Genomic DNA, 22517 nt, shown 5'->3' with positions numbered 1-22517 from the left:
AATTGCGTAGTTTTGAGGCATCTAAAGTATTAACCATTTTCTAACAGACATGAGCATACGCATAGAGAAAGACACCATGGGTCCGGTAGAGGTACCCGCCGATAAATATTGGGGAGCGCAAACCCAACGTTCCAAAGAAAACTTCACCATTGGTGGCCAACTGATGCCCACTGAGATCATTGAGGCCTTCGCTATCCTGAAGAAAGCCGCCGCTTACACCAACGCTGAGTTGGGCGTTCTCTCCCAGGACAAAGCCGAAATCATTGGCCGCGTGTGCGACGAGATCCTGGCCGGTGAATTAGCCGATCAATTCCCGCTGGTGGTATGGCAGACGGGTTCTGGTACCCAAAGCAACATGAACGTGAACGAAGTGGTGGCTAACCGCGCGCACGTATTGCTGGGCGGCGACCTGATGGACGAGAAAAAGCAGATTCACCCCAATGATGACGTAAATAAGTCACAGTCCTCCAACGACACTTTTCCTACGGCCATGCACATTGCGGCCTACAAGATTGTGACCGAGCATACCCTTCCCATGGTACAGAAACTCCGCGACACCCTGCATGCCAAGGCGCAGGAGTACATGAACGTGGTGAAGATTGGCCGTACCCACTTAATGGACGCCACCCCGCTCACGTTGGGTCAAGAGTTGTCTGGTTATGTGTCTCAGCTAGACCACGGCACGCGCGCCCTGCGCAACACCTTAGACCATTTAAGCGAACTGGCACTGGGTGGCTCAGCGGTAGGAACCGGCCTGAACACGCCTAAAGGCTACGCCGAACTGGTGGCGAAGAAAATCTCTGAGTTCTCTGGCCTTCCTTTAAAAACCGCCGAGAATAAATTTGAGTCGCTGGCTGCCCATGACGCCATTGTGGAAACCCACGGTGCCCTGAAGCAACTGGCCGTGAGTCTCATGAAGATTGCCAATGACATCCGTCTGCTGGCTTCTGGTCCGCGCTCCGGTATTGGCGAAATCATCATCCCAGAAAACGAGCCGGGTTCTTCCATCATGCCTGGTAAAGTAAACCCAACCCAGGCCGAAGCCATGACCATGGTGTGTGCCCAGGTAATGGGGAACGATGTAGCAGTATCTGTAGGTGGCATGAACGGCCATTTTGAGCTGAACGTGTTCAAGCCTGTCATGATCTTCAACCTCATCATGAGCGCCCGCCTTATTGGCGATGCCTGTGATTCTTTTGACAAACACTGCGCCGTAGGCATAGAACCGAACCACGGGGTGATCAAGCGCCAGCTAGAGAACTCTCTGATGCTGGTAACCGCCCTAAACCCGCACGTAGGTTATGACAATGCCGCCAAAATTGCTAAGAAAGCCCACAAAGAAGGCACTACCCTCCGCCAAGCTGCCCTTGACTTAGGCTTGTTGACCGATGAGCAATTCACGGAGTGGGTTCGGCCTGAGGATATGATTGGTAGCTTGAAGTAATTCCGGTTTTGACCTGATTTGGCAAAAACATGCTTAAAACGAAGAAGCCCCCTCTTATACAGAGGGGGCTTCTTCGTTTTAAGCTTTTGGGTGGATTATCTTTCTCTCCAATAGTCAATTTTGCCCGTAGTAACAGGAGTTATACTTGGAGGAACTGGAGCCTCATATTTACCCCTTATTTGGGTTGTATAAACACGCCCAAAATGAGAATTAGTTACAGCAAGTGAGTGAGAAATATACGGTGCTGAGGTTTCAGGGTCATACGTTGTTCCAGAAGGATACACTTTGAAAACCCAAGTACCGACAACAGGCAATTGTACATAGTCACCTTGTTGTTTATAATCTAGATTCATTCCTAAAGGTACAATTACAGCAGGCACTTCAGGCGCAGTAGCCGTAGCCGGAACCTTCGCTTTCACGGCATAAGCATCTACTTTAAAGGGAGCTTCTGCCATAGTGTTAACAAATCTCCACCAAACTTTACTAAAATCTGATACAGGCTGATTATCTCTTGCCAAATGAATCTCATACGTTGCAGGAGAAGTAGCTGTAGCTGGTACACCTACAAAATAGGCTGAATAAAAAGTAGCTGGCTCTAATGTAATTTCTTTAGCTGTCAATTCAACCAATTGACCAGCTGTTTTAGAAGCTTCTACATCTATTACCCGCATCTTAAAACTACCGGCATCCACTTCTGCATAATTGTTATTGGGGAATACTGTACCAAAACCCTGACCCCTTAACTGCCCGGCTGTTGCACCTGTTGCAACCGGGGCAATGGCAGTAACTTTCACATCATTCACATAGAATGCCGCAGCAGGTGCTCCCTGTGAATGAAAGAAGAACTTCACTTTAGCCTTAGTACTGACATTGTAAGCTTCTGTAATCTCTGGAAGCTCATTTTTCTCGCAAGCTCCCAGCATGATTACTGCAGCTAGTAGCGCAAATGTTCTAGTGAGTATATATCTCATATCTTTAAAATTTTATTCGCTAGGCTTACTAAACCAAGTTTCAAATGTATGGAACGCAGGATCAAAACCACCTATTTTTTCAAGGGCATCTTTATTCCACATGTATTCTGAATTGAATCTTGGCCGTGCTCTATAAGCAAGCTGACCATTATTGCTGACTGCTAATGCTGATGGCAATACAAACCCTGTGTACACTCCTGTAGTAGTAATACCATCATTTGGCACTACATCAACATTATAGTGGTATCTCCTAAAGTCTGACCAAGTCTCCATCATTCCTAGTCCCCAACCCCAAGTTGCAATATATTTTTGTAACATAATCTTTGAGAGCGTAAGACCAACAGGAGTAGTTGGAATTGTTTCTTCACTGCCTAAGTAAGCAGTTCTTCTTTGATCATATAGTGCTTTGTCTACTGCAAATTGACGTGCAAAATCAATATGAGCAGTAACTCCAGCTTTATATGCATCCAGTGCTTGTTGTGAAGCTCCTTTTGCCTTACGCCATTCTGCCTCTGCTCTTATGAATTGAAGCATAGCATAGGTCATGATAGGATGTGGAGTAGCATTTCCAAACAAGTACACTTGTTGACTGCTTGGAGTAACTACGTTACCAGAAGTTGTTCCCCAAAATGTATTGGGCCTTTCTGCCACAACAGATCCTAATCCAGCAAGTGGGGTAAGCCCTCTGTATTTACCATCTGGGGCAGGTGCCATCATTGCAGCAATACGAGGATCATTTAGCTTTTCTGTTGTTAAAACTGGATCATTCGCAGCAGGCATCAAAGATGGATTCGTTCCATTGAGTAAGCCAATTATAAAAGTGGATTGCCTTAATGCTCCTAAGTTGTTTCTGATGGGCCCATACCAGTTAGCATTAGCAGAGTTTGTCCCTTCATATCTTATAAGAGCGTCATCTGCATTGCTGGTAAATGATTTATTCAAATTGGTGATTACTTCATCCGGATTATAGCTACTCTTGTTTGTAAGTCTATTGGCATTGATAGCTAGTAAACCATATGCAAATTTGATCCATTTTGAACGGTCACCATTATAAATTAAATCTGCGGTTCTTAAACCAGAACCATTTGCATCAATTCCGTCTGTTCTTTCAAGATTTTGAATACCTAATTGTAGCTCCTTTTTAATTTCATTGTATACAAACTCTTGATTATCATACTCAAATGTTCTTTGATCAGGAGTAAAAGCTTCTGATAAGATAATTTCTCCATGATAGTCTGTGAGCATTTGCCATCCTAAAGCTTTGAGTATGTGGCCTACTCCCACAAAATCATACTTTTGTGATGCCTCTGCACTATTCATCATGTCTATGAGGTTATAACCCATGCTGAAGTAGACCGCTCTCCATAATTGAGAATAAGCATCACTGGAAGTAGGGTGCCCATGGGCGTCAAAGACATTATCTACACCTGTAGAAACCCAATCTTGCGTATATTGACCCGCATATCTAGCATCCCATTGAATAGCCACAGACAATTCAGATTGAATTTGTGGCAGGTACAAGTCTGGTGGTAAGATAGCATCTGGACCATTAGGGTTAGTATTAACATCTAACCAATTCTCACAGCTAGTAGATACAAGGGTACATACAGCTATAAGCGATATATATATTATTCTCTTCATGTAACTTTTAGTTAAAATCCTGCTCTAATTCCAAAGTTTAGTCCTCTAGGTGTTGGGAAGTTCCCATAATCCATACCCACACCTCCTGCACCGCCAGTAGCAGCTGATGTACCAGCTCCTATAGGATCAAGCCCAGAATAGTTTGTAAGAATAAACAAATCTGTTCCTGTTACATAGATGTTAAACTCTTTGATGAATTTTATTCTTTGTAATAAAGCAGAAGGTAAACGGTAGTTTAAAGTAATATCTCTTAATCGTACCCAATTGATGTCTTTTTCTATAAATGTGTTATTATAATAGATAGAGCTCCAGTAAGATGAGTTTCTAGAAACATCAATAGGAATGTTATTCTTTGTAGGATTATCTGTATTCTCTAACCCATCTTGTAATACTCCATCAACAATCCTAGGCGTCTCACGACTCAAGGTTCTAGGGCTAATACCGCGGGTTACCATGTAGTGCTCAGTAGCATTATAAATATCTCCGCCAACTCTGAAGTCAACATTGAAGTTTAATGATACGTTCTTGTATGTGAAAGTATTTTGTACCCCTACGGTAAAATCTGGATTCTTATCACCTACAACAATCCATTCTTCTTTTATTGAGGGAAGGCCTGTTGTTGGATTAATGATTAACTGACCTCTATTGTTTCTTAGGTAGTCATATCCGGTAAATGTAGTAAGTGGCCCTCCTGGTCTTGCTCCTGCTCTCACGTTTCCATAGAGAAAGGTATCAGAATTATAAAACTCTGTTACACCTTCAGGTAAACTTACAAGTTCACTCCAGAACTTGGTAAAGTTAGCAGCTACATCCCAAGTAAAGTTAGGACGTACTACAGGTGAAGCATTCATCTGTAACTCAATTCCCTCATTCTTAATTTCTCCAGCATTGAAGGTAGACAAAACGAAACCTGTTCCATAGCTCAGGCGCAAATCTTTAACTATTTGCTTTTCAGATGTTTTACTAAAGTAAGTTGCATCAATGCCAAAACGATCATTGAAAAACTTCAATTCAGTTCCAAATTCATATGAAGTTGTCATTTCTGGCTCTAAACCAAAGCTTGGCCCTGTAAAACCGTATCTATAACCTCCACCTGTAGTTGTTGCTGTTTCATAGAAAGGCCGAATGCTATATGGCCTTGCATCTTTACCTACCTGCGCTATGGATCCTCTCAATTTTCCGTATGAAAGAATGTCCTTGATTCCTGCAAAAGGTGCTAACTCTGTAAATACGAAACTAACTGCTGCTGACGGGTAGAAGAATGAATTATTCTCCACCGGAAGGGTAGAAGTCCAGTCATTACGTCCTGTTACAGTCAAATATAACATGTCAGAATAACTTAATGTTAACTGACTGAATGCACCAATGTTACGATACTGCCATAGGTTGTTGAAAGCTCTCTGTGAAGTGAGTAGAGTGTTGTTGATTGAGTAAAGATTGGGAGCTTGAAATCTTTCTCCACTAGCAGAAGCAGTAAAGGTATTATAATCCCGTACCATACTTCCTAACCTAAAATTCACCCTAAACCTGTCATTGAAGAATGCTTTGTTAAAAGCACCATAGTACTGAAGGGTGAGATTGCGTGTAGTCCCTACTGACTGATCAAAAAGTCCCCCATATGACTTCCCGGTATTTGATTCTGGATGACGTACAATAGTTGTCTTCTCTGTATAATAGTCTACCCCTCCTTGAACCACGAACTTAAACCAGTTTGTAGGATCAATGGTTAACGACACATTGGTTCTATATCTATCTGTGAGCGTATTAAATTTATTTTTATTGACGTTAAAGAAAGGATTTTCAACATCATTAGAGAAAGCACCAGCATAATCTCTTCTTCCTCCTGTTGGAGTCAGGTAATTACTGGCATCATCTGTTACTGGCCAAAGCATTAAATGCAGGAATGCTCCATTTGCTCCGGTAAAGGACTTGTTATTGTCAGATCTAGTATAATCGAAAGTTACATCCGTATTGATGAATCTGTTCAACGTTGAAGAGATAGAAGAGGATAAATTGATTTGATCAAGACCTGTATTAGGAACATACCCTTTAGAATCTGTGTATGCTCCTGAAATTCGATATTGAGTTTTGTCACTTCCTCCTGTAAAAGAAACATTATGTTTTTGTTGGATAGCTGTTTCAAAAAAGCTCTCGATATTATCATAGAACTGTGTCCCTTCAGGGAATTTGCTTCCAAAATATCTAACTTCCTCATTACCCTCAGCTGTATAACCATTAACGCCTCTATCATATACTAATTGACGCTCCGGGAGTCTTGTGATTTTGCTAACTCTAGTGTTATAGCTATAGTTAATACGGCCTTGGCCAGCTTTACCACGCTTTGTTGTAATCACTATTGCCCCTGAAGCAGCTTCAATTCCATATAGGGCAGAAGCTTCTGGTCCTTTAAGTACAGTAATACTCTCAATATCCTCAGGGTTTATATCAGCTCCACGGTTTGTAAAATCAACACCTCTGTTCTCAAAAGATTTCCCAGTAACTCCTGCTGAAGCCAACACGCTAGTAGAGGTAGTGTTATTACTGATAGGTAACCCATCTACCACAAATAAGGGTTGGTTATTACCACTCAAAGAACTAATACCTCTAATGACAATAGAGGAAGAAGCACCTGGTAAACCAGAAGTAGAAGTAACCTCAACTCCGGCCACACGCCCAGCTAAACCATTGACAAAATTCTCCCGCTGTGTTTGCGCTACATCTGCCCCTTTGATTTCAGTAATTGCGTAGCCCAATGATTTCTTTTCTTCTTGAATACCTAATGCTGTTACTACAACTTCATCAATTGCTTTAGAGTCAGCTCTCAAAATAACATCAATAGAATTAGAGGCACCCACAACTTTCTCTTGAGCGATGGTCCCAATAAAACTGTACACTAAGACTCCTCCCACTGGAGCCTGAATGGAATAACGGCCATTTCCATCTGTAGAAGCACCTACGGTTGTGCCTTTTAAAACTACGCTCACGCCGGGCATAGCAGAGCCGTCTTCGGAGGAAGTCACCCTCCCGGTAATGGTCTTGCTCTGGGCAAAACCAGCTTGAGCAATACATAAGCTCAAAGTAAATAGCATTAGCCGTAATAGTATTTTCATAAAAAAAGGGTTTAGGTAATGATTGTTTTGTTGTTGGTCATCGGAATAAAAAAGAGATAGTTATATCATAAGCAAAAGTAGTTTTCCTGAGTTAGAGAGGAATACAAACATTTAAAGGCTTCTATAAAACAGGCACAATATTATAAATTTATTAAATATCGAATTCTATTTTGATCTTTTTAATTAGTAAAAGAAAAATCAAAGCTTTTTAATAAAATTTATAAACTAGACCTTTAGTTACAGAAATATTGTCCGTATCGAGTTTATGAAACTAGAAGAAATGCTGAAAATAACTAAGATACTCCTTTTATACAAGGAAGATTTTAATTTAATTATTAAAGCTAAGATATCTCCATTACAAACTTTCTGCATAAGTTTAAACAAATTTGCTTTTGTAGCTAGTATGAGTAAAACTCTCTTACACTTAAGCTTTTCAACACTCTATCTATGGCACAGTTTATTTTGCTAAGAGTATTTCTAGCGGAAGGAAGCAAAAAGTTAATTTGATCTTTTAGATTCACACTCTTAACATCCACCCGTGCAAATTCTCCCCACCTCAGCCCCCAGTTTAGAACAACCCCTTCTGCAAGAGACTAAACCTGTTAGAACAAGGCTCCTGTCTCTGGATGTATTTAGGGGCATAACCGTACTAACCATGATTCTGGTGAACAACCCCGGGAGCTGGGGAAAGATTTATGCGCCGTTGAAGCATGCGGCTTGGCATGGGTGCACGCCTACAGATCTGGTTTTTCCATTCTTTCTATTTATAGTGGGAGTTTCCATAGCCTATGCGTTGTCCGGAGCCAAGCTCACCCATGAGAAACACACCCAAACAATAGTAAGAATCATCAGACGGGGCTTGACGCTGTTTGCCTTAGGCATGTTCCTGTCACTGTTCCCAAAGTTTGAATTTGATACTGTTCGTATACCGGGTGTACTCCAGCGCATAGGGATTGTCTTCATTGTAGCTGGTATCATCTTTCTGAAGACGGAACGACGCACCCAAATCATGACTATTGCAGTTATACTGATAGGGTATTGGGCAGTGATGATGTTTGCACCCGTTCCGGGTATAGGTCTAGCCAATCTACAGCCTACTACCAATCTGGCTGCGTGGCTAGACTATAAATTACTGGCTGGTCACTTATGGAAGTCTACTAAAGTATGGGACCCTGAAGGAATTTTGAGCACTATTCCGGCCGTGGCTACCGCCTTAACGGGAGTACTGGTAGGGCAGTGGCTCAAGAAGAAAGACGATGCCGGAAACAAGATTGCGTGGCTAATGGTATGGGGTGTGATCTGCACCTGCCTGGGCCTAATCTGGGATCTACATTTTCCTATCAATAAAAGCCTTTGGACCAGCTCATATGTGCTGTATACCTCCGGATTGGCTATGCTTGGGTTAGGGCTTTGCTATTGGCTTATTGATGTAAAAGGGTACCAGAAGTTCACTACTCCATTTTTGGTTTATGGCATCAATGCGATTACGGTGTTCTTCTTATCAGGCCTGATTCCCCGTATCATGGGGATGATCAAGGTACAGACAGCCTCAGGAGAAGTAGACAGCAAGACCTATCTGTATGAGACTTTCTATACTCCTCATTTAGACCCTTACAATGCATCACTAGCGTGGGCGCTCACCTGGATTGGCTTCTGGATGATCATCCTCTGGATCATGTATAGAAAGAACATCATCATCAAAGTTTAGTACTTGCTCTACAACGCTACTGTTATTCCCTAACCTTATTAACCATAGTTGCGGAAGCTGGCCACAAACCTGCTTCCGCTTTCTTTTCGTATGCGTTCATGATGGAAAGAAGACGACCTGCTTTTATAAGAAGACGCCTTAATAGCTTTGGCTATGCCTTTAAGGGAATTGCGGCGGCTTTCCGGTCAGAGATCAACCTGAGATGGCATGTATTATCAGCTGGGGCAGTGGTAGCCGTTGGGTTTTATGTTGGTCTTTCCAAGATAGAGTGGGCCCTTGTCTGTTTCTCCATAGGCTTGGTCTGGATGGCTGAACTCTTCAATACCGCCATTGAAGTGGTGGTTAACTTGGTATCGCCGGGGCATCATCTGTTGGCGGGCAAGGCAAAGGATATAGCGGCGGGCGCTGTTTTGGTAGCTTCCATTACCGCTTCCTTAGTAGGTTTGCTGGTGTTCTTCCCTTACTTGGGGGCTCTGTTTCAAAAATGAAATAAACATTCTTTCTAAACCGCGCGTTTACTACTTTTGCCCAATTTTGAACGGCACAAACTTCTTCTGTGTGTTTACTTTTCTTATTCTTATATGACATCAAACGACGTACTCAAGAACCTAACGGAATATAATGTCTGGGCAAACGCCCGGGTTCTGAAAAGCATGGACCGCATTGAAGGCGATCTTCCAGACTATGCCCAACTTATGTTCAGCCACGTATTGAATGCCCAAGCCATCTGGATTGCCCGTATTACCGGCACTAAAAGCCCGGTTACGGTTTTGCAACGGCACACGCTGGAAGAACTGCACCGCCTGCACGAGCAGACATCGCCAAAATTGGTAGAACTATACGCCAACGCAGATGAAGCAGAACTGAACCGCACCATTGACTATACCAATACCCAAGGGAAAGCTTATTCTACCAAAGTACAGGATATCCTTACCCATGCTATTAACCATGCCACGTACCACCGGGGGCAAGTAGCCCGTGAACTTCGGTTAGCAGGCCATGAGCCGATTAACTCAGATTATGTAACTTATGTGCGTATTCAGTACGGGCAGGACTTAGAGATCTGATAAGTGCGTTTAGCGGCCCTTTTTCTGAAAACTGGGCAAAAACAGATCATAAAAAAGAAGAGGGGGAGAAGCTTCAAAAGCTTCTCCCCCTCTTCTTTTAGGAAGGTATATTCTTTAGTCCAGGTTCACAGTTGGTAGTTCAGTGATCTGATCATTAGTCACTACAATGTTGGTGAGTTCTTTTCCTTGATAAGGCTCAGTAACGCTGAACTGTACTTTATATATCCCGGCGGGTACTCCTTTGATCAGGAACCGCCCGGCATCATCGGTGAAACCGCCAATGGTGTCGTTAGCGGCAGAAATCACTAAGATTCCTGGCTTGGCAGCCGCCGGGGTAACGTTGCCTCTAATGCCACCAGCAATCGCCTGCGTTAGGGTACGGATGACCGGCTTAAGGTTGTACTGCCCGCTGTTGCCACGGGGCACAATTGATTTAGCGGCATCAAAATCTAACAGGACTACATACGTGACATCAGATTTCAGGTCTGCATTGATCTGTAGCTTTAAACCAGAGGTTTGGCCACTTGGTGTGGTAAGCGGGCGTCTGTTTGGCTCACCTTTTAACTTGAGCGTGTTGTTCTCACCTAACACTAATCTTATCTGAGAAATACGCCCGGCGGGAAGAGTGGCGCTGGCCAAGAGCGTGTCACGGCCGTTGGCAAAGTCTAGAAGGTTGTATACTCCGGGAGTGATATGCTCTAGAGTGGTCCAGCCAGTACCATCATCAGTAGCCTCCCGGTGTATCTGTACGGAGCGGATATCTATGTTAACCTCATCATAATCACCGGGAGAATCGGTTAGCCGCACTTCCATACGTGCCGATCCCGCGGGGTCTGCCTCATCTGAACAAGATGAAAATCCGAAGACTGCAGTCCAAAGCATTGCAAAAAAGAAACTCTTCTTCATGTAAAAATATTAGGGTGAAATATTATCCTATGATAGCAGGCCCTTGTACGTGGTAGTTGCCAGAAGGAAAGTCCCTTAAAAAGTTTGTTCCAGACCTGCTTCATAGAAGCAAGCCTGGAACAAACTTAATGCCAAGTGAAAAGACTATTGTTGCTTGGTTGTATCTACAGGCGGTGTACTTACAGGCTTTTTAGGACCTAAAAGTTTGTTCAACCGTGATTTAGCCTCCTCCTTCAGCTTCTGCTCTGCTTCTTGGCGCTTTTTCTCCAGTTCTTGCCGGGCTTTCAGTTCAGCTTCTTGTTTACGCCTTGCCAATTCTGCGTTAATGCTGTCTCTGTTAGTAGGCACATTCACATTTAGCTTCTCTTTCACATTCTCCAGTTTACTGGAGACTACTTCTTTCACAATAGAAGAGGCTTCTGCTTTAAGGCTGCTGCCTTTCAAGGCAACGGCCGGATCATTGTAGGTGCCCGTAACGCCTAACTGCAGGGTTACCCGCTCCAGGCTGTTCAGGTTCTGGGCGCCCGTTAAACCAGTAATCTTGCTAGCTAATGAGCTTCCTACTTTGCCTGAGGGTACATCCATAGCCACTACATAGTCTACTTTTCCAGAAAGATTATTGGTGCCCCCCACAGTCATTTTTATATCACCCACTGAAAAATCAAAGGGTTTCACCACCAGGTTACCGCCCACAATCTCGGCCGCAAAGCCACGGTTTTTCAAAGAGAAGTTCTGAACTTCTTTTAAATTAGTCAACTGGCTGATCTTGCTTAAGGCCTTCACATTGGAAACTACGGCTTCTACCACTTCCACCATTCCCTTACCGGTAAGGGTGCTCATAACAGGCATCATGTCACTCCCCAATTCACCATTTAGATTGAATTTGGTGGAGAATTCGCCTTTCAGCAATTTAGCAATGGGTGCTATGTGTTGAATGGTATTGAAAGCATTAAAGGACTGTTGAAAATCCAGGTTCTTAATATCAAGTCCGAAGGAGAACTTGGGGTGGATAAGATCTCTTGAGTCATAGGAACCGGTAGTGGAAAACTGACCACCCAAGGTATTAAAAGAAACATCTTCCAGCTTGGCTATCTGATCTTTAAGTGAAACTTTACCATTGATATTCTGTAGCTTCAGGTTATCATATACCACAGTTCCAATCTGAGTTGTCAACACCATGTCTATGTTAGCGGGAACCTGTACTACACCCTGTGCCTGCTGGGTAGAAGCGGATACTGTCTGCCCCGTACGCTCATCTACCATCCACTCATTCACATTGAAGCTAGTGGAACGTAGCGTGAAGTTACCCCGGAGCGGCTGGTTCTCAGAGAACAGATAGCCCATGTAATTAGAGACTGTACCATTCATCTGCACATCGCTCTTGCCCAGATAACCATTTAATTGTTGCAATGCGACCTGCTCATTATTAAAGGTGGCTTTGGCCGAATTGATGCGCATGCCCTGTGGCAAGTCTGTACTCTTATAATTAAGTTGTGCTATCTGCACTGTTCCACTGGCCTGAACATTACCGTAGCGACCGGCGTCTACATCAGTCATCTTTCCTTTGACCATGATATTCCCATTCAAGCGTCCACTAAGGGTGGTTCCTTCAATGGGAAAGATTTTGGTTAGTTTAGTGAGGTCCAAGACCCCTTTAATGTCTGCATCAAACTGAGGCTGGGCCAAGTTCTTGATAGCTACCCTACCTTCCAAAGGCTCTTTGTCCAGTAACATTCTGAAGCGGGAAATCTGAATGTCTGTGTCTGCGGCATTGCCCGTACGGTTAGCTACTGTAGCAGCCACTGTAACTTGCTCCAGCGGAGCTGGGAAAGAAGAAGATTTCACATACCCGTTGGAGAGGTTGAGGGTAGCTGTTACCACTGGCATATGCTTCTCAAAATATACCCCTTTGGCCTGGGCGTTTACGGCAAGCAAGCCTCTGAGGGTAGTACCTTCCAGCGGAAACACTTTGGTGATCTCAGCCAGATCTAGTTTCGCCTGCAGATTCCCGTCAATTTTCATCGGCTCCAGGCCGTCTATCACTACCCGGCCATCTATTGGGTTTTTACCTAAATCCAGGTGCAGTTTTCGTACGTCTACTAAAGTGTGGTCAATATTGCCATCGGTGTTTTTCACACTCATGTCAATATTGATGTTACGGGCTGCCTGTGGCAAATCTGGATATTGAAAGGTACCGTTGTTCACCTTTAGGTCTACTCCAAACCCCGGCATAGACGTCTCATTAAAAATCCCCTTCACGTAACCATTGAAAGCTACCTTTCCATCAGTTTTTACGTCTTTGAATTTCTCCGTAAAAACACCTGGTACCAATGAGAAAATATTCCGGAAGTCAGTCTCAAGCGCTTTAAAAGTAAGATCAAGATTAATGTCTTCCGCTGGCATGGCTATGGAACCAGCCATACCCAGCACGAAATCATTTATCCTGAAATTATTGTCTTTGAAGGTATACTTGGCATTAGCCAAGTCCATAGCCAAGGTTACATCAGCGTCCAGCTTCTTGTTCTCAATATAGTTTGTTCCGGCATAGGTGACCGTAAAACGCTCTGCCTGTGTCTTGGTGTCCATGTCAAAGATATCTTTGGCTAAGTCACCGCTACCGGTATGTTGCACGTTATAGGCGTTTACCCCAAACGGAATACTGAGGTCTTGGTACACAATCTGCCCTTTGTTGATCTCCCAATGGTTAATACCCATTTTGAAATCAGTAGTATCTTGAGCTTCTGGCGTGGCGGCGGTATCTGGAATAAAGATATCCCAGTTGGCTTTTCCGCTTTTAAGCACCAACAATCTAAGCCTTGGCTCCTCCAGCTGCACTGATTTAATCTCTATTTGATCTCCTGAAATCACGCTCATTAAATCCAATCCCAGGCTGAAGTTGGGCAAATACGCCAGCGTATCACGCTGAAAAGAATCTTTGCCTATGATGGTTAATTCTTTTACACTCAATCCTAAGTCTGGGAATGTGCTAAAGAGAGAGAGACCAACGTTATCTGTTTCGTATAAGACGCGGGCATTAATACTTTTGGCTATTTCTTTATCCAGCCGCTCTTTGATTTTATCTTTGAAAAAGACAGGTATAAGTGCTGCGGAGGCTAGCAGTACTACAATGAATATTGCCAACCCTATAAATACTTTCCTCATATTGGTAATGATGTGTTTTCAGCTTGTAAGTTTAGGTATTTTCAAATGAAAATATTCTTGGAGCCCCTGCAATTTGTGTGCCGCCTGTTCTTTCCTAAGCAGGAAAGCCTGAGAAAGTATTTTCTGCTGGGCGCTCTTTGCTTTTCCTGTTCTGTTTGCGCTCTGGCCCAGGAAACCACCAGTGTTCTTCCCTATGCCCACCGCCTTTTTCTTAACCCTGCTTTTACCGGATTATTGTCTGAATACAGCATCACGGGCGGGCATAGGTCTCAGTGGACAGGCACCAAGGGCGGGTTCAGTACCCAATGGGCCAGCGGCGAGTACCGGTTTGAAAATAACAGAAATGCCGTAGGCGCTACGTTCATGACGGATAGAGCACCAGCCGGTGGTTATCAGAAAATACAAATTGGGGCTCTCTACGCGTACCACACCAAACTGAGAGAAAAACTAGATATAAGTGCTGGCATGCAAATAGGGTATGGGTCGCAGAAGCCTTCTGCCAACGGCCTCATATTTGAGGATCAGCTTACCCCCAATGGAACAGTCACCCGGCCAACTGCTGAAACCTTTAATTTGGACAAAACATCGTATCTAACGGTATCAGTAGGGGTGCTCCTTTTCACAAATCAGTTCTGGGTGGGACTATCGGGGAATCATTTAAATAATCCTACTGTTGGGGAAATGTCTTCCAGCACAGCAGCTCCCAGTTTTCAACTACAGACAGGCTATAAGTTTTACGTGAGAAGTTATTTCGCTAAAAATCATTTTGAGGAGATTAGCTTTATTCCCACTCTTACGTATACACAGCAACGCAACTTTAACCGCTTAGACGCAACTATTTATGCAACTGTTACACCGGTTACTATGGGGATTGGGATGACATTGTTACCAGGCACAGAAAATACACCGCTTGCCAGTACTATACAAGGACTGTTGGGCGTTACGCATAAAGGAGTTAAGATAGGGTATGCGTATAGGCACCCGCTGGCTTCAAGCCCGGTTGCCATAGGCCCGTCACATGAACTTGTTCTTTCCTTTGAGAAAGTGGATTACCTCAAGATCTTTAAAAGATCCGGTTACGATAAAAAATACAATCGCATTGCTTGCCCTGCGTTTTAATTTTATATATTTTTACGTGTTAAAAGCCGCATTTGACCAAAAGAATACAATTTTACCTGGTATTTACCAATTTTATGAAACTGTCTAAACACTTATTGTACGTATTGGCCGCAGGAGCTATGGTTTTCTCCTCCTGCTCCAAGAATAACCGTCCTACCAGTACAGATCCCGGGAGCAGAAGTACCGCTACCGGAATTGAATATGATGAAGAAGATGGTGGGTTCGCAGTAGCTGATTACAGCGACGTACCTGAAGGACCTGGTCTGGTATTTATTGAAGGGGGTAGAACTACCCTTGGGTCTTCTGAGGAAGATGTGGCCATGACCCGTGACAACATTGAGCGTACCGTTACAGTAGCTTCTTTCTATATGGATGAAGCAGAGGTGGCCAATATTCACTGGTTGGAATACCTGCATTATATCCGGAAAGACTCTTCTGAAGAAATCTACGCCAAAGCCTTACCAGATACTACTGTTTGGGAGCGTGAATTATCCTTCAATGACCCCTACGTAAATTATTACCTGCGTTACCCAGGCTTCCGTTACTACCCGGTAGTGGGAGTAAGTTGGTTACAGGCGCAGGATTATTGTACGTGGCGTACTGCCATGGTAAATAAAGGCTTGGCAGCCAACTATGACGGCGAACTCACTGAAGGATCTACTCCTCCAATTGAGTCTGGCGCCATTCTGCCAAACTACCGTCTCCCCACAGAGGCTGAGTGGGAATATGCTGCCCAGGCTTTGATTGGCACGCAATTGAGCGAAGAAGAAAACCAAACTAACAAACGTATCTATCCTTGGGACGGCCATCAGGTTCGGAACCCGTATGGCAAAGGCCAAGGTCAATTCCTGGCTAACTTTAAACGTGGCCGCGGTGACTACGCTGGTATTGCCGGTTCACTGAATGACGGTGCCATGATCACGGAGTATGTATACGCTTACCCGCCAAATGACTTCGGTCTTTACAACATGGCAGGTAACGTGAATGAGTGGGTACAAGACGTTTACCGTCCGCTTTCTTTCCAAGACGTAGAAGACCTGAACCCAGTACGTAGAAATGGGGTACAAGATGACTCCTCTATGTATGATGTAGCTGGCTTCCAGTCCTTAATCACCAACACCGTACGCGTGTACAAAGGTGGTTCTTGGAAAGACGTAGCTTACTGGTTGTCACCTGGTACCCGTCGTTACATGGAGCAGGATTCTGCTACTTCAACCATCGGTTTCCGTTGCGCCATGATCAACACTGGTTCAAATAAATAATTGGCTTAGAAGCCATAAATAAGAAAGGCCGGGTTAATAACCCGGCCTTTCTTATTTATGGCTAATTATATTTATAGAGTGTAGGCGATAGAAACTACGCTCACGGCTTTAGCCCCATTATTCAGCAATACATGCGCACAGGCTTCTACGGTAGCACCCGTGGTAATGACATCATCTACCAATAACACATGTTTGTCTGTTATGGCGGCAACATTCTTGATGCCGTATAACTGGCGCATGGCTTCCCATCTGGCTTCTCGGTTCTTACTGGTCTGGCTGCCTTTGGTGGCATTCTTCTTTAGTACGTCTGTGGAGAAAGGCACTTCAAGAGCCAGCGCGATTTCTTTCGCAAATCCTTCTACCTGATTATATCCCCGCTGTCTCTGCTTGGCTTTGTGCATTGGTACAGGCACTACCACTTCAACCGCTTTAAAATCAGCTTGCGTGCTCAACTCAGTACCAAGCCATTGGCCTAAAACATTGCCTACTTCTTCCTGTCCTCTGTATTTTAGCTGATGGAGGAGCCGCTGCACCCGGCCCTTCTCTTGAAATTTAAGATAGGCCGTTGCCAGTTGAACAGGTACTCTTCCCCAAAATACCCTGTGCACAATATTATCAGAGGGGGTGAGGTGGAAATTGGTATAAGGCAACTTGATGCGGCAATGGCTGCAAATGACCGTTTCGCCCACGGCAAGTTCACCTCCACAGGCTTTGCAATCCTCCGGAAAAAGCAGGGCCAGAAAATCATGGTAAACGGTGCGTAACCCCAACTGTAGAGACGCCATACACTCTTGCAGATTTTGATGTAACTTTACAGAAATGGCCTACAGGGCCAATTATAATCCCGATCAACAATGAGCTTAATAAAAGAATTCAACGACTACCGCACCCGCATGAACGAGAAGATCATGGAAGCGGACAATAAAGTAATCAAACGTTTCTTCAACCTGGACACCAATGCCTATGCCGAGGGTGCTTTAGACGTGAAGACGAAGGAAATGTTGGGCCTTGCCTGTTCCATGGTACTGCGCTGCGATGACTGCATCAAGTACCACCTGGGCAAATGTTTTGAATGCGGCCTTACCGATGAGGAAGTGTATGAAGTATTTGCCATTGCCAATCTAATTGGCGGTTCCATTGTGATACCGCATTTCCGCAGAGCGGTAGAATACTGGGAAGAACTAAAAACGGAACAGCAAGCCTAGTTCTTTTGTCTTTATAGAAGATTCCTGTTTAGGGGCTGTTTTTCTAAAAACAGCCCCTAAACAGGAATCTTTTTGAGTAAACTAACAATAAGTGGTGAAAGAAATCTGCAGAAATGTTCTCTCACCACTCACTCATAATTGATGTATGGAGAACGAAGAAGATTTTGATGTGCGGTGGGCCGACCTCCGGCAGAACATCAAAAGCATGTTTGGGAAAAAGCCTGACCTGAACGCTATCCTTTTTTTGATTGGTGTGCAGGAGCTGGGGCAGGGGGTACGGGAGTTCACCAAAGAAGAGAAACAGGACCTGATGCACATTGCCACCTGCAAACTGTTGAGTTTGTCGGGTTATTATGCGTTGGAAGGGCTGGACCAGGAAGGATGGCCGCACTGGAAATCGGTGAAGCCGCTGCCGGCCTGTAATCTGAAAGAGCAGGAGCGAATGCTCAAGTGGCACGCTCTGGAGTATTTTGATCAAATGAAGTAAATGAAAATCATTAGCTACAACGTAAACGGAATCAGGTCTGCTATTTCCAAAGGATTCCTGGATTGGGTTAAGGCCGCTAACCCAGACGTGCTGTGCCTCCAGGAAATAAAAGCCGATGAGAGCAAATTTGACAAGGCCTGCTTTGAGGAACTAGGCTACCACGTGTACATCCACCCGGCGGTGAAGAAGGGCTACAGCGGCGTGGCCATCCTCTCAAAAGTTGCGCCCAAGAACGTGTGCATTGGCTGCGGCATGGAGCAGTATGACCAGGAAGGGCGGGTTATCCGGGCAGATTATGAAGGCTATTCCGTCCTGAATGTGTACATGCCTTCGGGCTCCAGTGGGGAGCACCGGCAGGCGTTCAAGATGGAATGGCTCAGAGATTTTCAACAGTATATTCAGGATTTGAAGGCCACTGTGCCCGGTTTGGTCATTTGCGGCGACTATAACATCTGCCATCAGGCTATAGATATCCACAACCCGAAAGCCAACGCCAACAGCTCCGGATTTTTACCGGAAGAACGGAATTGGTTCTCTGGCTTCTTGCAAGACGGGTACATAGATTCGTTCCGGCACTTTAACCCAGAGCCACACCAATACACCTGGTGGAGTTACCGCGCCAACGTGCGGGCGAAGAACCTGGGCTGGCGCATTGATTACCTGCTGGTTTCTGAGCACCTGAAGCCGCTCCTGAAGAGAGCGGCCATTCTGCCAGAAGCCAAGCATTCTGACCACTGCCCAATTTTGCTGGAAATGCATCCGGTAGAGGCGTAAAATTAAATCACCCAGCAGTAATTGCGTTTAGCGGCTATTTTTCCAAAAAGAGCCGCTAAACGCAATTTTCTTTTAGAACCGTTGTAAATACCTAGCAATTTCTGGTTCGGCTCTTTGTTTACTAGCAACTCAAAGCGCGTTTAGGGGCTCTTTTTCCTAATTTGAGGCAAAACCAGGAGCAGGCAGGCTCTTATCTAAGAAATAACAATAAATTAGTAAGCAGAAGAGTTAATATTCTAATCTTCAATTACGTATAGGAGGAACAGAAGGGGAAAGGCTTCGCCTACCCTTGCTTCCTAATCCCAATACTTCTACTAACCCTATTTACCCGTATGCAGGCGGCCAGCTCCTTGAATACAGTTTTACAGCAGCTTCAGGCGTTTAAGCGCAAATTTTACCTGAACCTGCTTTTCAGAGGTATTTTGCTCACGTTAGGCTTGGTGCTGTCTTCTTATCTGCTGATCACTGTGCTGGAGTACTTCTTCTATTTTCAGCCGGAGGTGAGGGCATTCCTTCTTTTCTCATTTCTGGGCATAAGCGCGTTTGCCGTAGTTCGCTGGCTCTGGACTCCGCTGTTGGCTTTGGCCAACCTCAAGAAACTGCTCACAGATGAACAGGCGGCCCAACAGGTGGCGCAGTTTTTCCCCGAGATCCAAGACCGGCTTTTAAACCTGCTCCAGCTCAAGAACGTGGCCATGACCAATGACTTGGTGGCCGCCAGCGTAGAGCAACGCTCTGGCGAACTGGCTTCCTATAAATTCCCTGAGCGGATCAAATTCACCCAGAACAGATCTTACTTCAAATACCTGCTGTTGCCGCTCTCACTGGTGCTCATCCTGGCCTTCATCTATCCGGCTCTGTTTGTGAAGGGAACTGAGCGCATCATCAACTTCAAGACGCATTATGCTCCCGAGGCGCCGTTTGAGTTTGTTATCCAAAATTCAAGCCTGCAAGCCTTCAAGGGCGAGGATTTTCAATTGGAGGTTGCAATCAAAGGAAAATCGGTGCCCGAAGAAGTGGCCTTGGTGCTGGATGGGCAGGAAGTACCTCTTAAAAAAGGAAAAGGGCAGACCTACGTCTATGAATTTCAGCAGGTGCAGGAATCGGTGGATTTTCAGTTGGCCGGTGCTGGCTTCTACTCTAAACCCAGCCGCTTAACAGTGGTAGCCAGGCCTGCCCTTCGGCAGTTGAAGGCAGAGCTGAAGTACCCATCTTATCTGCGCAAACCAGCCGAGGTGCTGGACAACACCGGTGACCTCACCATCCCAGAAGGAACTCAGGTGACTTGGCACTTAGCCGCTGACAATGCTGATTCCCTTTGGTTACAGTTTGACGCTCCCGCACAGAAAGTAAAAGCAGAGGCCCGGGAAGACGGGTTTGTGGTCACACGCACGTTTATGCAGAACCAGCGCTATAGCATGCATCTCCGTAATCGCTACAGCGAGAATAAGGAGGAAATCTCGCACCAGATTACGGTTGTTCCAGACCGAGCCCCAGAAATTACGCTGGAGCAGTTCAAAGATTCAGTTCTGTATTCTTACCTGGTGGTAGGAGGAACCATCTCAGATGACTATGGATTCAGCAGGCTAGCGCTCCATTACCGCGTGCTGAAGGGAAACAACTCTACATCGGGTTACAGAACTGTGGCCATCCCTTTCAACGGCTCCCTGGCCACCCAATCCTATTTCCAGCAGCTCAACCTGAAACCTTTCAACCTGCAGCCCGGCGATAAGCTGGAGTACTACGTGCAGGTAAGTGATAATGATCAGGTGCCCCAACCTAAGAGCGCCCGCACTTCTACCTTCCTCTTCAAGTACCCAGACCCCTCTGAACTGCAAAAGTCCATTGAGGAGACCTCCCAGCAGGTGCAGTCACAGATGAAATCTTCCCTTACCAAAGCAGAGGAGTTGCAGAAGTCACTGGAGAGAAATGAAGAGAAGACCAAACTGAAACGCGAATTGTCTTACCAAGACAAGAAAGCCCTGCAGGAACTGACAGAAAAGAAGAAAGCCTTGCAGGAAGACCTGGCAGCCCTGCAGAAGATGAACGAGCAGCTAAACCAACAACAGGAGCGTTTTTCGCCTCAAAACGAAAAAATGGCCGCTAAACGCGAGCAGCTCCAGAAAATGATGGACCAACTGCTGGACGATGAAACCAAGAAGCTCTATGAGGAACTGGAGAAGCTTCTGCAGCAGAAAGAGCCAAATCCCGCCCAGATTCAGCCGCTGTTAGACAAGCTCAATAACAAGGAAGAGAACCTTCAGAAAGAGTTAGACCGACTACTGGAACTTTTCAAGCAGCTACAGGCAGAACAGAAACTGGAGAACGCTATGCAGAAGCTAGATGATCTGGCCAAGAAACAGGAAGAGCTAGCCAACCAGACAGCCCAGCAGAAAGACAAAGCAGACCAGAGCCTGCAGCAGGAACAGAAACAACTGCAAGAGGAATTCAAGCAAATGCAGGAAGACCTCAAGGAGGCCGAACAGATGAATGAGCAACTGGAGCACCCAGAAGACATGCCCAACACTGAGCAGTTAGAAGAGCAGATAGAGCAGGAGCAGCAGAATGCGCAGGAATCTATGCAGAAAGGCCAGAACAAAAAAGCGAGCCAGCAGCAGAAATCGGCGGCGCAGAAAATGCAGCAAATGTCCCAGCAAATGCAGAGCCAGGAAATGAGCGGAGACATGCAGCAGATGCAGCAGAACCTGGACCATCTCCGCGACATTCTGGAGAACCTGGTTACCTTATCTTTTGATCAGGAGAAACTGATGAAAGACTTCCGGAACGTGCAGCAAAGTGATCCCAGATTCATTGGATTAGCCCAACAGCAACTCAAGTTGTCTGATGACGCCAAAATCATTGAAGACAGCCTGCTCTCATTGGCCAAGCGGGTAATCCAGATTCAGTCATTCGTGACCCGTGAGGTAGGGGCCATGGAAGAAGAAATGAGCAAAAGCTCTGAGTCTATCAAAGACCGTAATCTTTCCAAAACCGGTACGCACCAGCAACTGGCTATGACCTCTATGAACAACCTGGCGTTAATGCTGAGTGATGTGCAGAAGCAAATGCAGCAAGCCATGATGGCGGCACAACAGAGCGGGCCAGGCAAGAAGAAAGGGAAGGGCCAGAGCGGGAAGAATCTGCCGGGGGCATTGGGCCAAATGCAACAGCAGCTCAATCAGCAGATACAGCAGTTACAGCAGAGCGGGAAAAGCGGCAAAGAATTGTCTGAGCAATTGGCCCGTTTGGCAGCCCAACAGGAAATGCTCAGAAATGCCATGAAAGACTTGGCTCCATCGCCTACCTCCCCAGGCGGAAAGGAAGGCGGCGAGAAACTAAGCAATTTGAACAAGCTCATGGAACAAACCGAAACTGATCTCGTTAATAAACGTCTCACGGAGCAGACAATGATGCGGCAGAAAGAGATTCTGACGCGCTTATTACAGGCTGAGAAAGCTGCCAATGAACGTGATCTGGATGAGAAACGAGAGGCCAATACCGCCAAAGATTTGCCCGCTCGTATCCCGCCTTCGTTACAGAAGTACCAGGAACGCCAGAAACAGCAGACAGAATCGCTCCGTCAGAACCTACCTGCTTTGACACCTTATTATAAAAAGCAAGTAGATGCTTATTATAAGCGATTAGGTTATTAGATTTGCAG

16 protein-coding genes are annotated in these 22517 nt (G+C 45.2%); 10 read left to right on the top strand and 6 right to left on the bottom strand.

Going from position 1 to position 22517, the window contains the following annotated elements; translation table 11 throughout:
• Positions 1 to 49: 49 nt before the first annotated feature.
• Positions 50 to 1444, top strand: coding sequence for a class II fumarate hydratase (gene fumC / locus EFA69_RS03180; RefSeq protein ID WP_123131640.1), 1395 nt, complete (start codon positions 50 to 52; stop codon positions 1442 to 1444).
• A gap of 95 nt (positions 1445 to 1539) precedes the next feature.
• On the opposite strand, the gene EFA69_RS03175 is transcribed toward fumC, so the two are convergent.
• The 3 genes from EFA69_RS03175 to EFA69_RS03165 are packed head-to-tail and all read right to left on the bottom strand — an operon-like array spanning position 1540 to position 7166.
• The gene (locus tag EFA69_RS03175; protein ID WP_123131639.1) at positions 1540 to 2415 is read right to left on the bottom strand and encodes a DUF4397 domain-containing protein; all 876 of its coding nucleotides are present in this window, start codon (positions 2413 to 2415) and stop codon (positions 1540 to 1542) included.
• 12 nt (positions 2416 to 2427) lie between these two features.
• Complete coding sequence (locus EFA69_RS03170; RefSeq protein ID WP_123131638.1) at positions 2428 to 4056, bottom strand: SusD/RagB family nutrient-binding outer membrane lipoprotein; 1629 nt, start codon at positions 4054 to 4056, stop codon at positions 2428 to 2430.
• A gap of 11 nt (positions 4057 to 4067) precedes the next feature.
• Entirely contained in the window at positions 4068 to 7166 is a 3099-nt protein-coding gene (locus EFA69_RS03165) for a SusC/RagA family TonB-linked outer membrane protein (protein WP_123131637.1), read from the bottom strand.
• A gap of 769 nt (positions 7167 to 7935) precedes the next feature.
• On the opposite strand from EFA69_RS03165, the gene EFA69_RS03160 reads away from it, so the two are divergent.
• The 3 genes from EFA69_RS03160 to EFA69_RS03150 all read left to right on the top strand — a co-directional run bounded on the left by EFA69_RS03160 (position 7936) and on the right by EFA69_RS03150 (position 9941).
• A complete protein-coding gene (locus EFA69_RS03160) occupies positions 7936 to 8874 on the top strand; it encodes an acyltransferase family protein (protein ID WP_394342812.1) in 939 nt (312 codons plus the stop codon).
• Between the two features lie 98 nt (positions 8875 to 8972).
• A complete protein-coding gene (locus tag EFA69_RS03155; protein ID WP_245964482.1) occupies positions 8973 to 9362 on the top strand; it encodes a diacylglycerol kinase family protein in 390 nt (129 codons plus the stop codon).
• A 93-nt stretch (positions 9363 to 9455) separates the two neighbouring features.
• Positions 9456 to 9941 (top strand): DinB family protein, encoded by a 486-nt coding sequence (locus EFA69_RS03150; RefSeq protein WP_123131636.1) that lies wholly within the window; start codon positions 9456 to 9458, stop codon positions 9939 to 9941.
• Positions 9942 to 10055: 114 nt separating this feature from the next.
• Here the strand turns inward: EFA69_RS03150 and EFA69_RS03145 are convergent, their stop codons facing one another.
• The gene (locus tag EFA69_RS03145; RefSeq protein ID WP_245964481.1) at positions 10056 to 10754 is read right to left on the bottom strand and encodes a DUF4382 domain-containing protein; all 699 of its coding nucleotides are present in this window, start codon (positions 10752 to 10754) and stop codon (positions 10056 to 10058) included.
• Between the two features lie 237 nt (positions 10755 to 10991).
• Complete coding sequence (locus EFA69_RS03140) at positions 10992 to 14009, bottom strand: AsmA family protein (RefSeq protein ID WP_123131634.1); 3018 nt, start codon at positions 14007 to 14009, stop codon at positions 10992 to 10994.
• Positions 14010 to 14054: 45 nt separating this feature from the next.
• Between EFA69_RS03140 and EFA69_RS03135 the strand changes: the two genes are divergently transcribed.
• The gene (locus tag EFA69_RS03135; RefSeq protein WP_123131633.1) at positions 14055 to 15128 is read left to right on the top strand and encodes a PorP/SprF family type IX secretion system membrane protein; all 1074 of its coding nucleotides are present in this window, start codon (positions 14055 to 14057) and stop codon (positions 15126 to 15128) included.
• Positions 15129 to 15202: 74 nt separating this feature from the next.
• On the top strand, positions 15203 to 16390 hold the full coding sequence (gene gldJ / locus EFA69_RS03130; protein WP_123131973.1) for a gliding motility lipoprotein GldJ: 1188 nt from the start codon (positions 15203 to 15205) through the stop codon (positions 16388 to 16390).
• A gap of 71 nt (positions 16391 to 16461) precedes the next feature.
• Here gldJ and EFA69_RS03125 read toward each other — a convergent pair whose 3' ends face one another.
• A complete protein-coding gene (locus EFA69_RS03125; protein ID WP_123131632.1) occupies positions 16462 to 17175 on the bottom strand; it encodes a ComF family protein in 714 nt (237 codons plus the stop codon).
• A 69-nt stretch (positions 17176 to 17244) separates the two neighbouring features.
• Here EFA69_RS03125 and EFA69_RS03120 point away from each other — a divergent pair, with 69 nt between their 5' ends.
• The 4 genes from EFA69_RS03120 (at position 17245) to EFA69_RS03105 (ending at position 22509) form a co-directional block, all read left to right on the top strand.
• Complete coding sequence (locus tag EFA69_RS03120; protein WP_123131631.1) at positions 17245 to 17595, top strand: carboxymuconolactone decarboxylase family protein; 351 nt, start codon at positions 17245 to 17247, stop codon at positions 17593 to 17595.
• A gap of 145 nt (positions 17596 to 17740) precedes the next feature.
• The gene (locus EFA69_RS03115; protein WP_123131630.1) at positions 17741 to 18082 is read left to right on the top strand and encodes a hypothetical protein; all 342 of its coding nucleotides are present in this window, start codon (positions 17741 to 17743) and stop codon (positions 18080 to 18082) included.
• On the top strand, positions 18083 to 18856 hold the full coding sequence (locus EFA69_RS03110) for an exodeoxyribonuclease III (RefSeq protein WP_123131629.1): 774 nt from the start codon (positions 18083 to 18085) through the stop codon (positions 18854 to 18856).
• Between the two features lie 350 nt (positions 18857 to 19206).
• Positions 19207 to 22509, top strand: coding sequence for a DUF4175 family protein (locus tag EFA69_RS03105; protein WP_245964480.1), 3303 nt, complete (start codon positions 19207 to 19209; stop codon positions 22507 to 22509).
• Positions 22510 to 22517 lie beyond the last annotated feature (8 nt).

The sequence above is a fragment of the Rufibacter immobilis genome (assembly GCF_003721565.1).
In the GTDB taxonomy this organism is placed as follows: domain Bacteria; phylum Bacteroidota; class Bacteroidia; order Cytophagales; family Hymenobacteraceae; genus Nibribacter; species Nibribacter immobilis.
The sequence above is the reverse complement of the archived record's forward strand: the minus strand, read 5'-3'. Positions and strand labels throughout refer to the sequence as shown.

Bases quoted from the DNA above. Each gene is read 5' to 3' on its own strand.
- fumC (WP_123131640.1), top strand. From the start codon at position 50: ATGAGCATACGCATAGAGAAAGACACCATGGGTCCGGTAGAGGTACCC.
- EFA69_RS03175 (WP_123131639.1), bottom strand. From the start codon at position 2,415: ATGAGATATATACTCACTAGAACATTTGCGCTACTAGCTGCAGTAATC.
- EFA69_RS03170 (WP_123131638.1), bottom strand. From the start codon at position 4,056: ATGAAGAGAATAATATATATATCGCTTATAGCTGTATGTACCCTTGTA.
- EFA69_RS03165 (WP_123131637.1), bottom strand. From the start codon at position 7,166: ATGAAAATACTATTACGGCTAATGCTATTTACTTTGAGCTTATGTATT.
- EFA69_RS03155 (WP_245964482.1), top strand. From the start codon at position 8,973: ATGATGGAAAGAAGACGACCTGCTTTTATAAGAAGACGCCTTAATAGC.
- EFA69_RS03150 (WP_123131636.1), top strand. From the start codon at position 9,456: ATGACATCAAACGACGTACTCAAGAACCTAACGGAATATAATGTCTGG.
- EFA69_RS03145 (WP_245964481.1), bottom strand. From the start codon at position 10,754: ATGGAAGTGCGGCTAACCGATTCTCCCGGTGATTATGATGAGGTTAAC.
- EFA69_RS03140 (WP_123131634.1), bottom strand. From the start codon at position 14,009: ATGAGGAAAGTATTTATAGGGTTGGCAATATTCATTGTAGTACTGCTA.
- EFA69_RS03135 (WP_123131633.1), top strand. From the start codon at position 14,055: ATGAAAATATTCTTGGAGCCCCTGCAATTTGTGTGCCGCCTGTTCTTT.
- gldJ (WP_123131973.1), top strand. From the start codon at position 15,203: ATGAAACTGTCTAAACACTTATTGTACGTATTGGCCGCAGGAGCTATG.
- EFA69_RS03125 (WP_123131632.1), bottom strand. From the start codon at position 17,175: ATGGCGTCTCTACAGTTGGGGTTACGCACCGTTTACCATGATTTTCTG.
- EFA69_RS03120 (WP_123131631.1), top strand. From the start codon at position 17,245: ATGAGCTTAATAAAAGAATTCAACGACTACCGCACCCGCATGAACGAG.
- EFA69_RS03115 (WP_123131630.1), top strand. From the start codon at position 17,741: ATGGAGAACGAAGAAGATTTTGATGTGCGGTGGGCCGACCTCCGGCAG.
- EFA69_RS03110 (WP_123131629.1), top strand. From the start codon at position 18,083: ATGAAAATCATTAGCTACAACGTAAACGGAATCAGGTCTGCTATTTCC.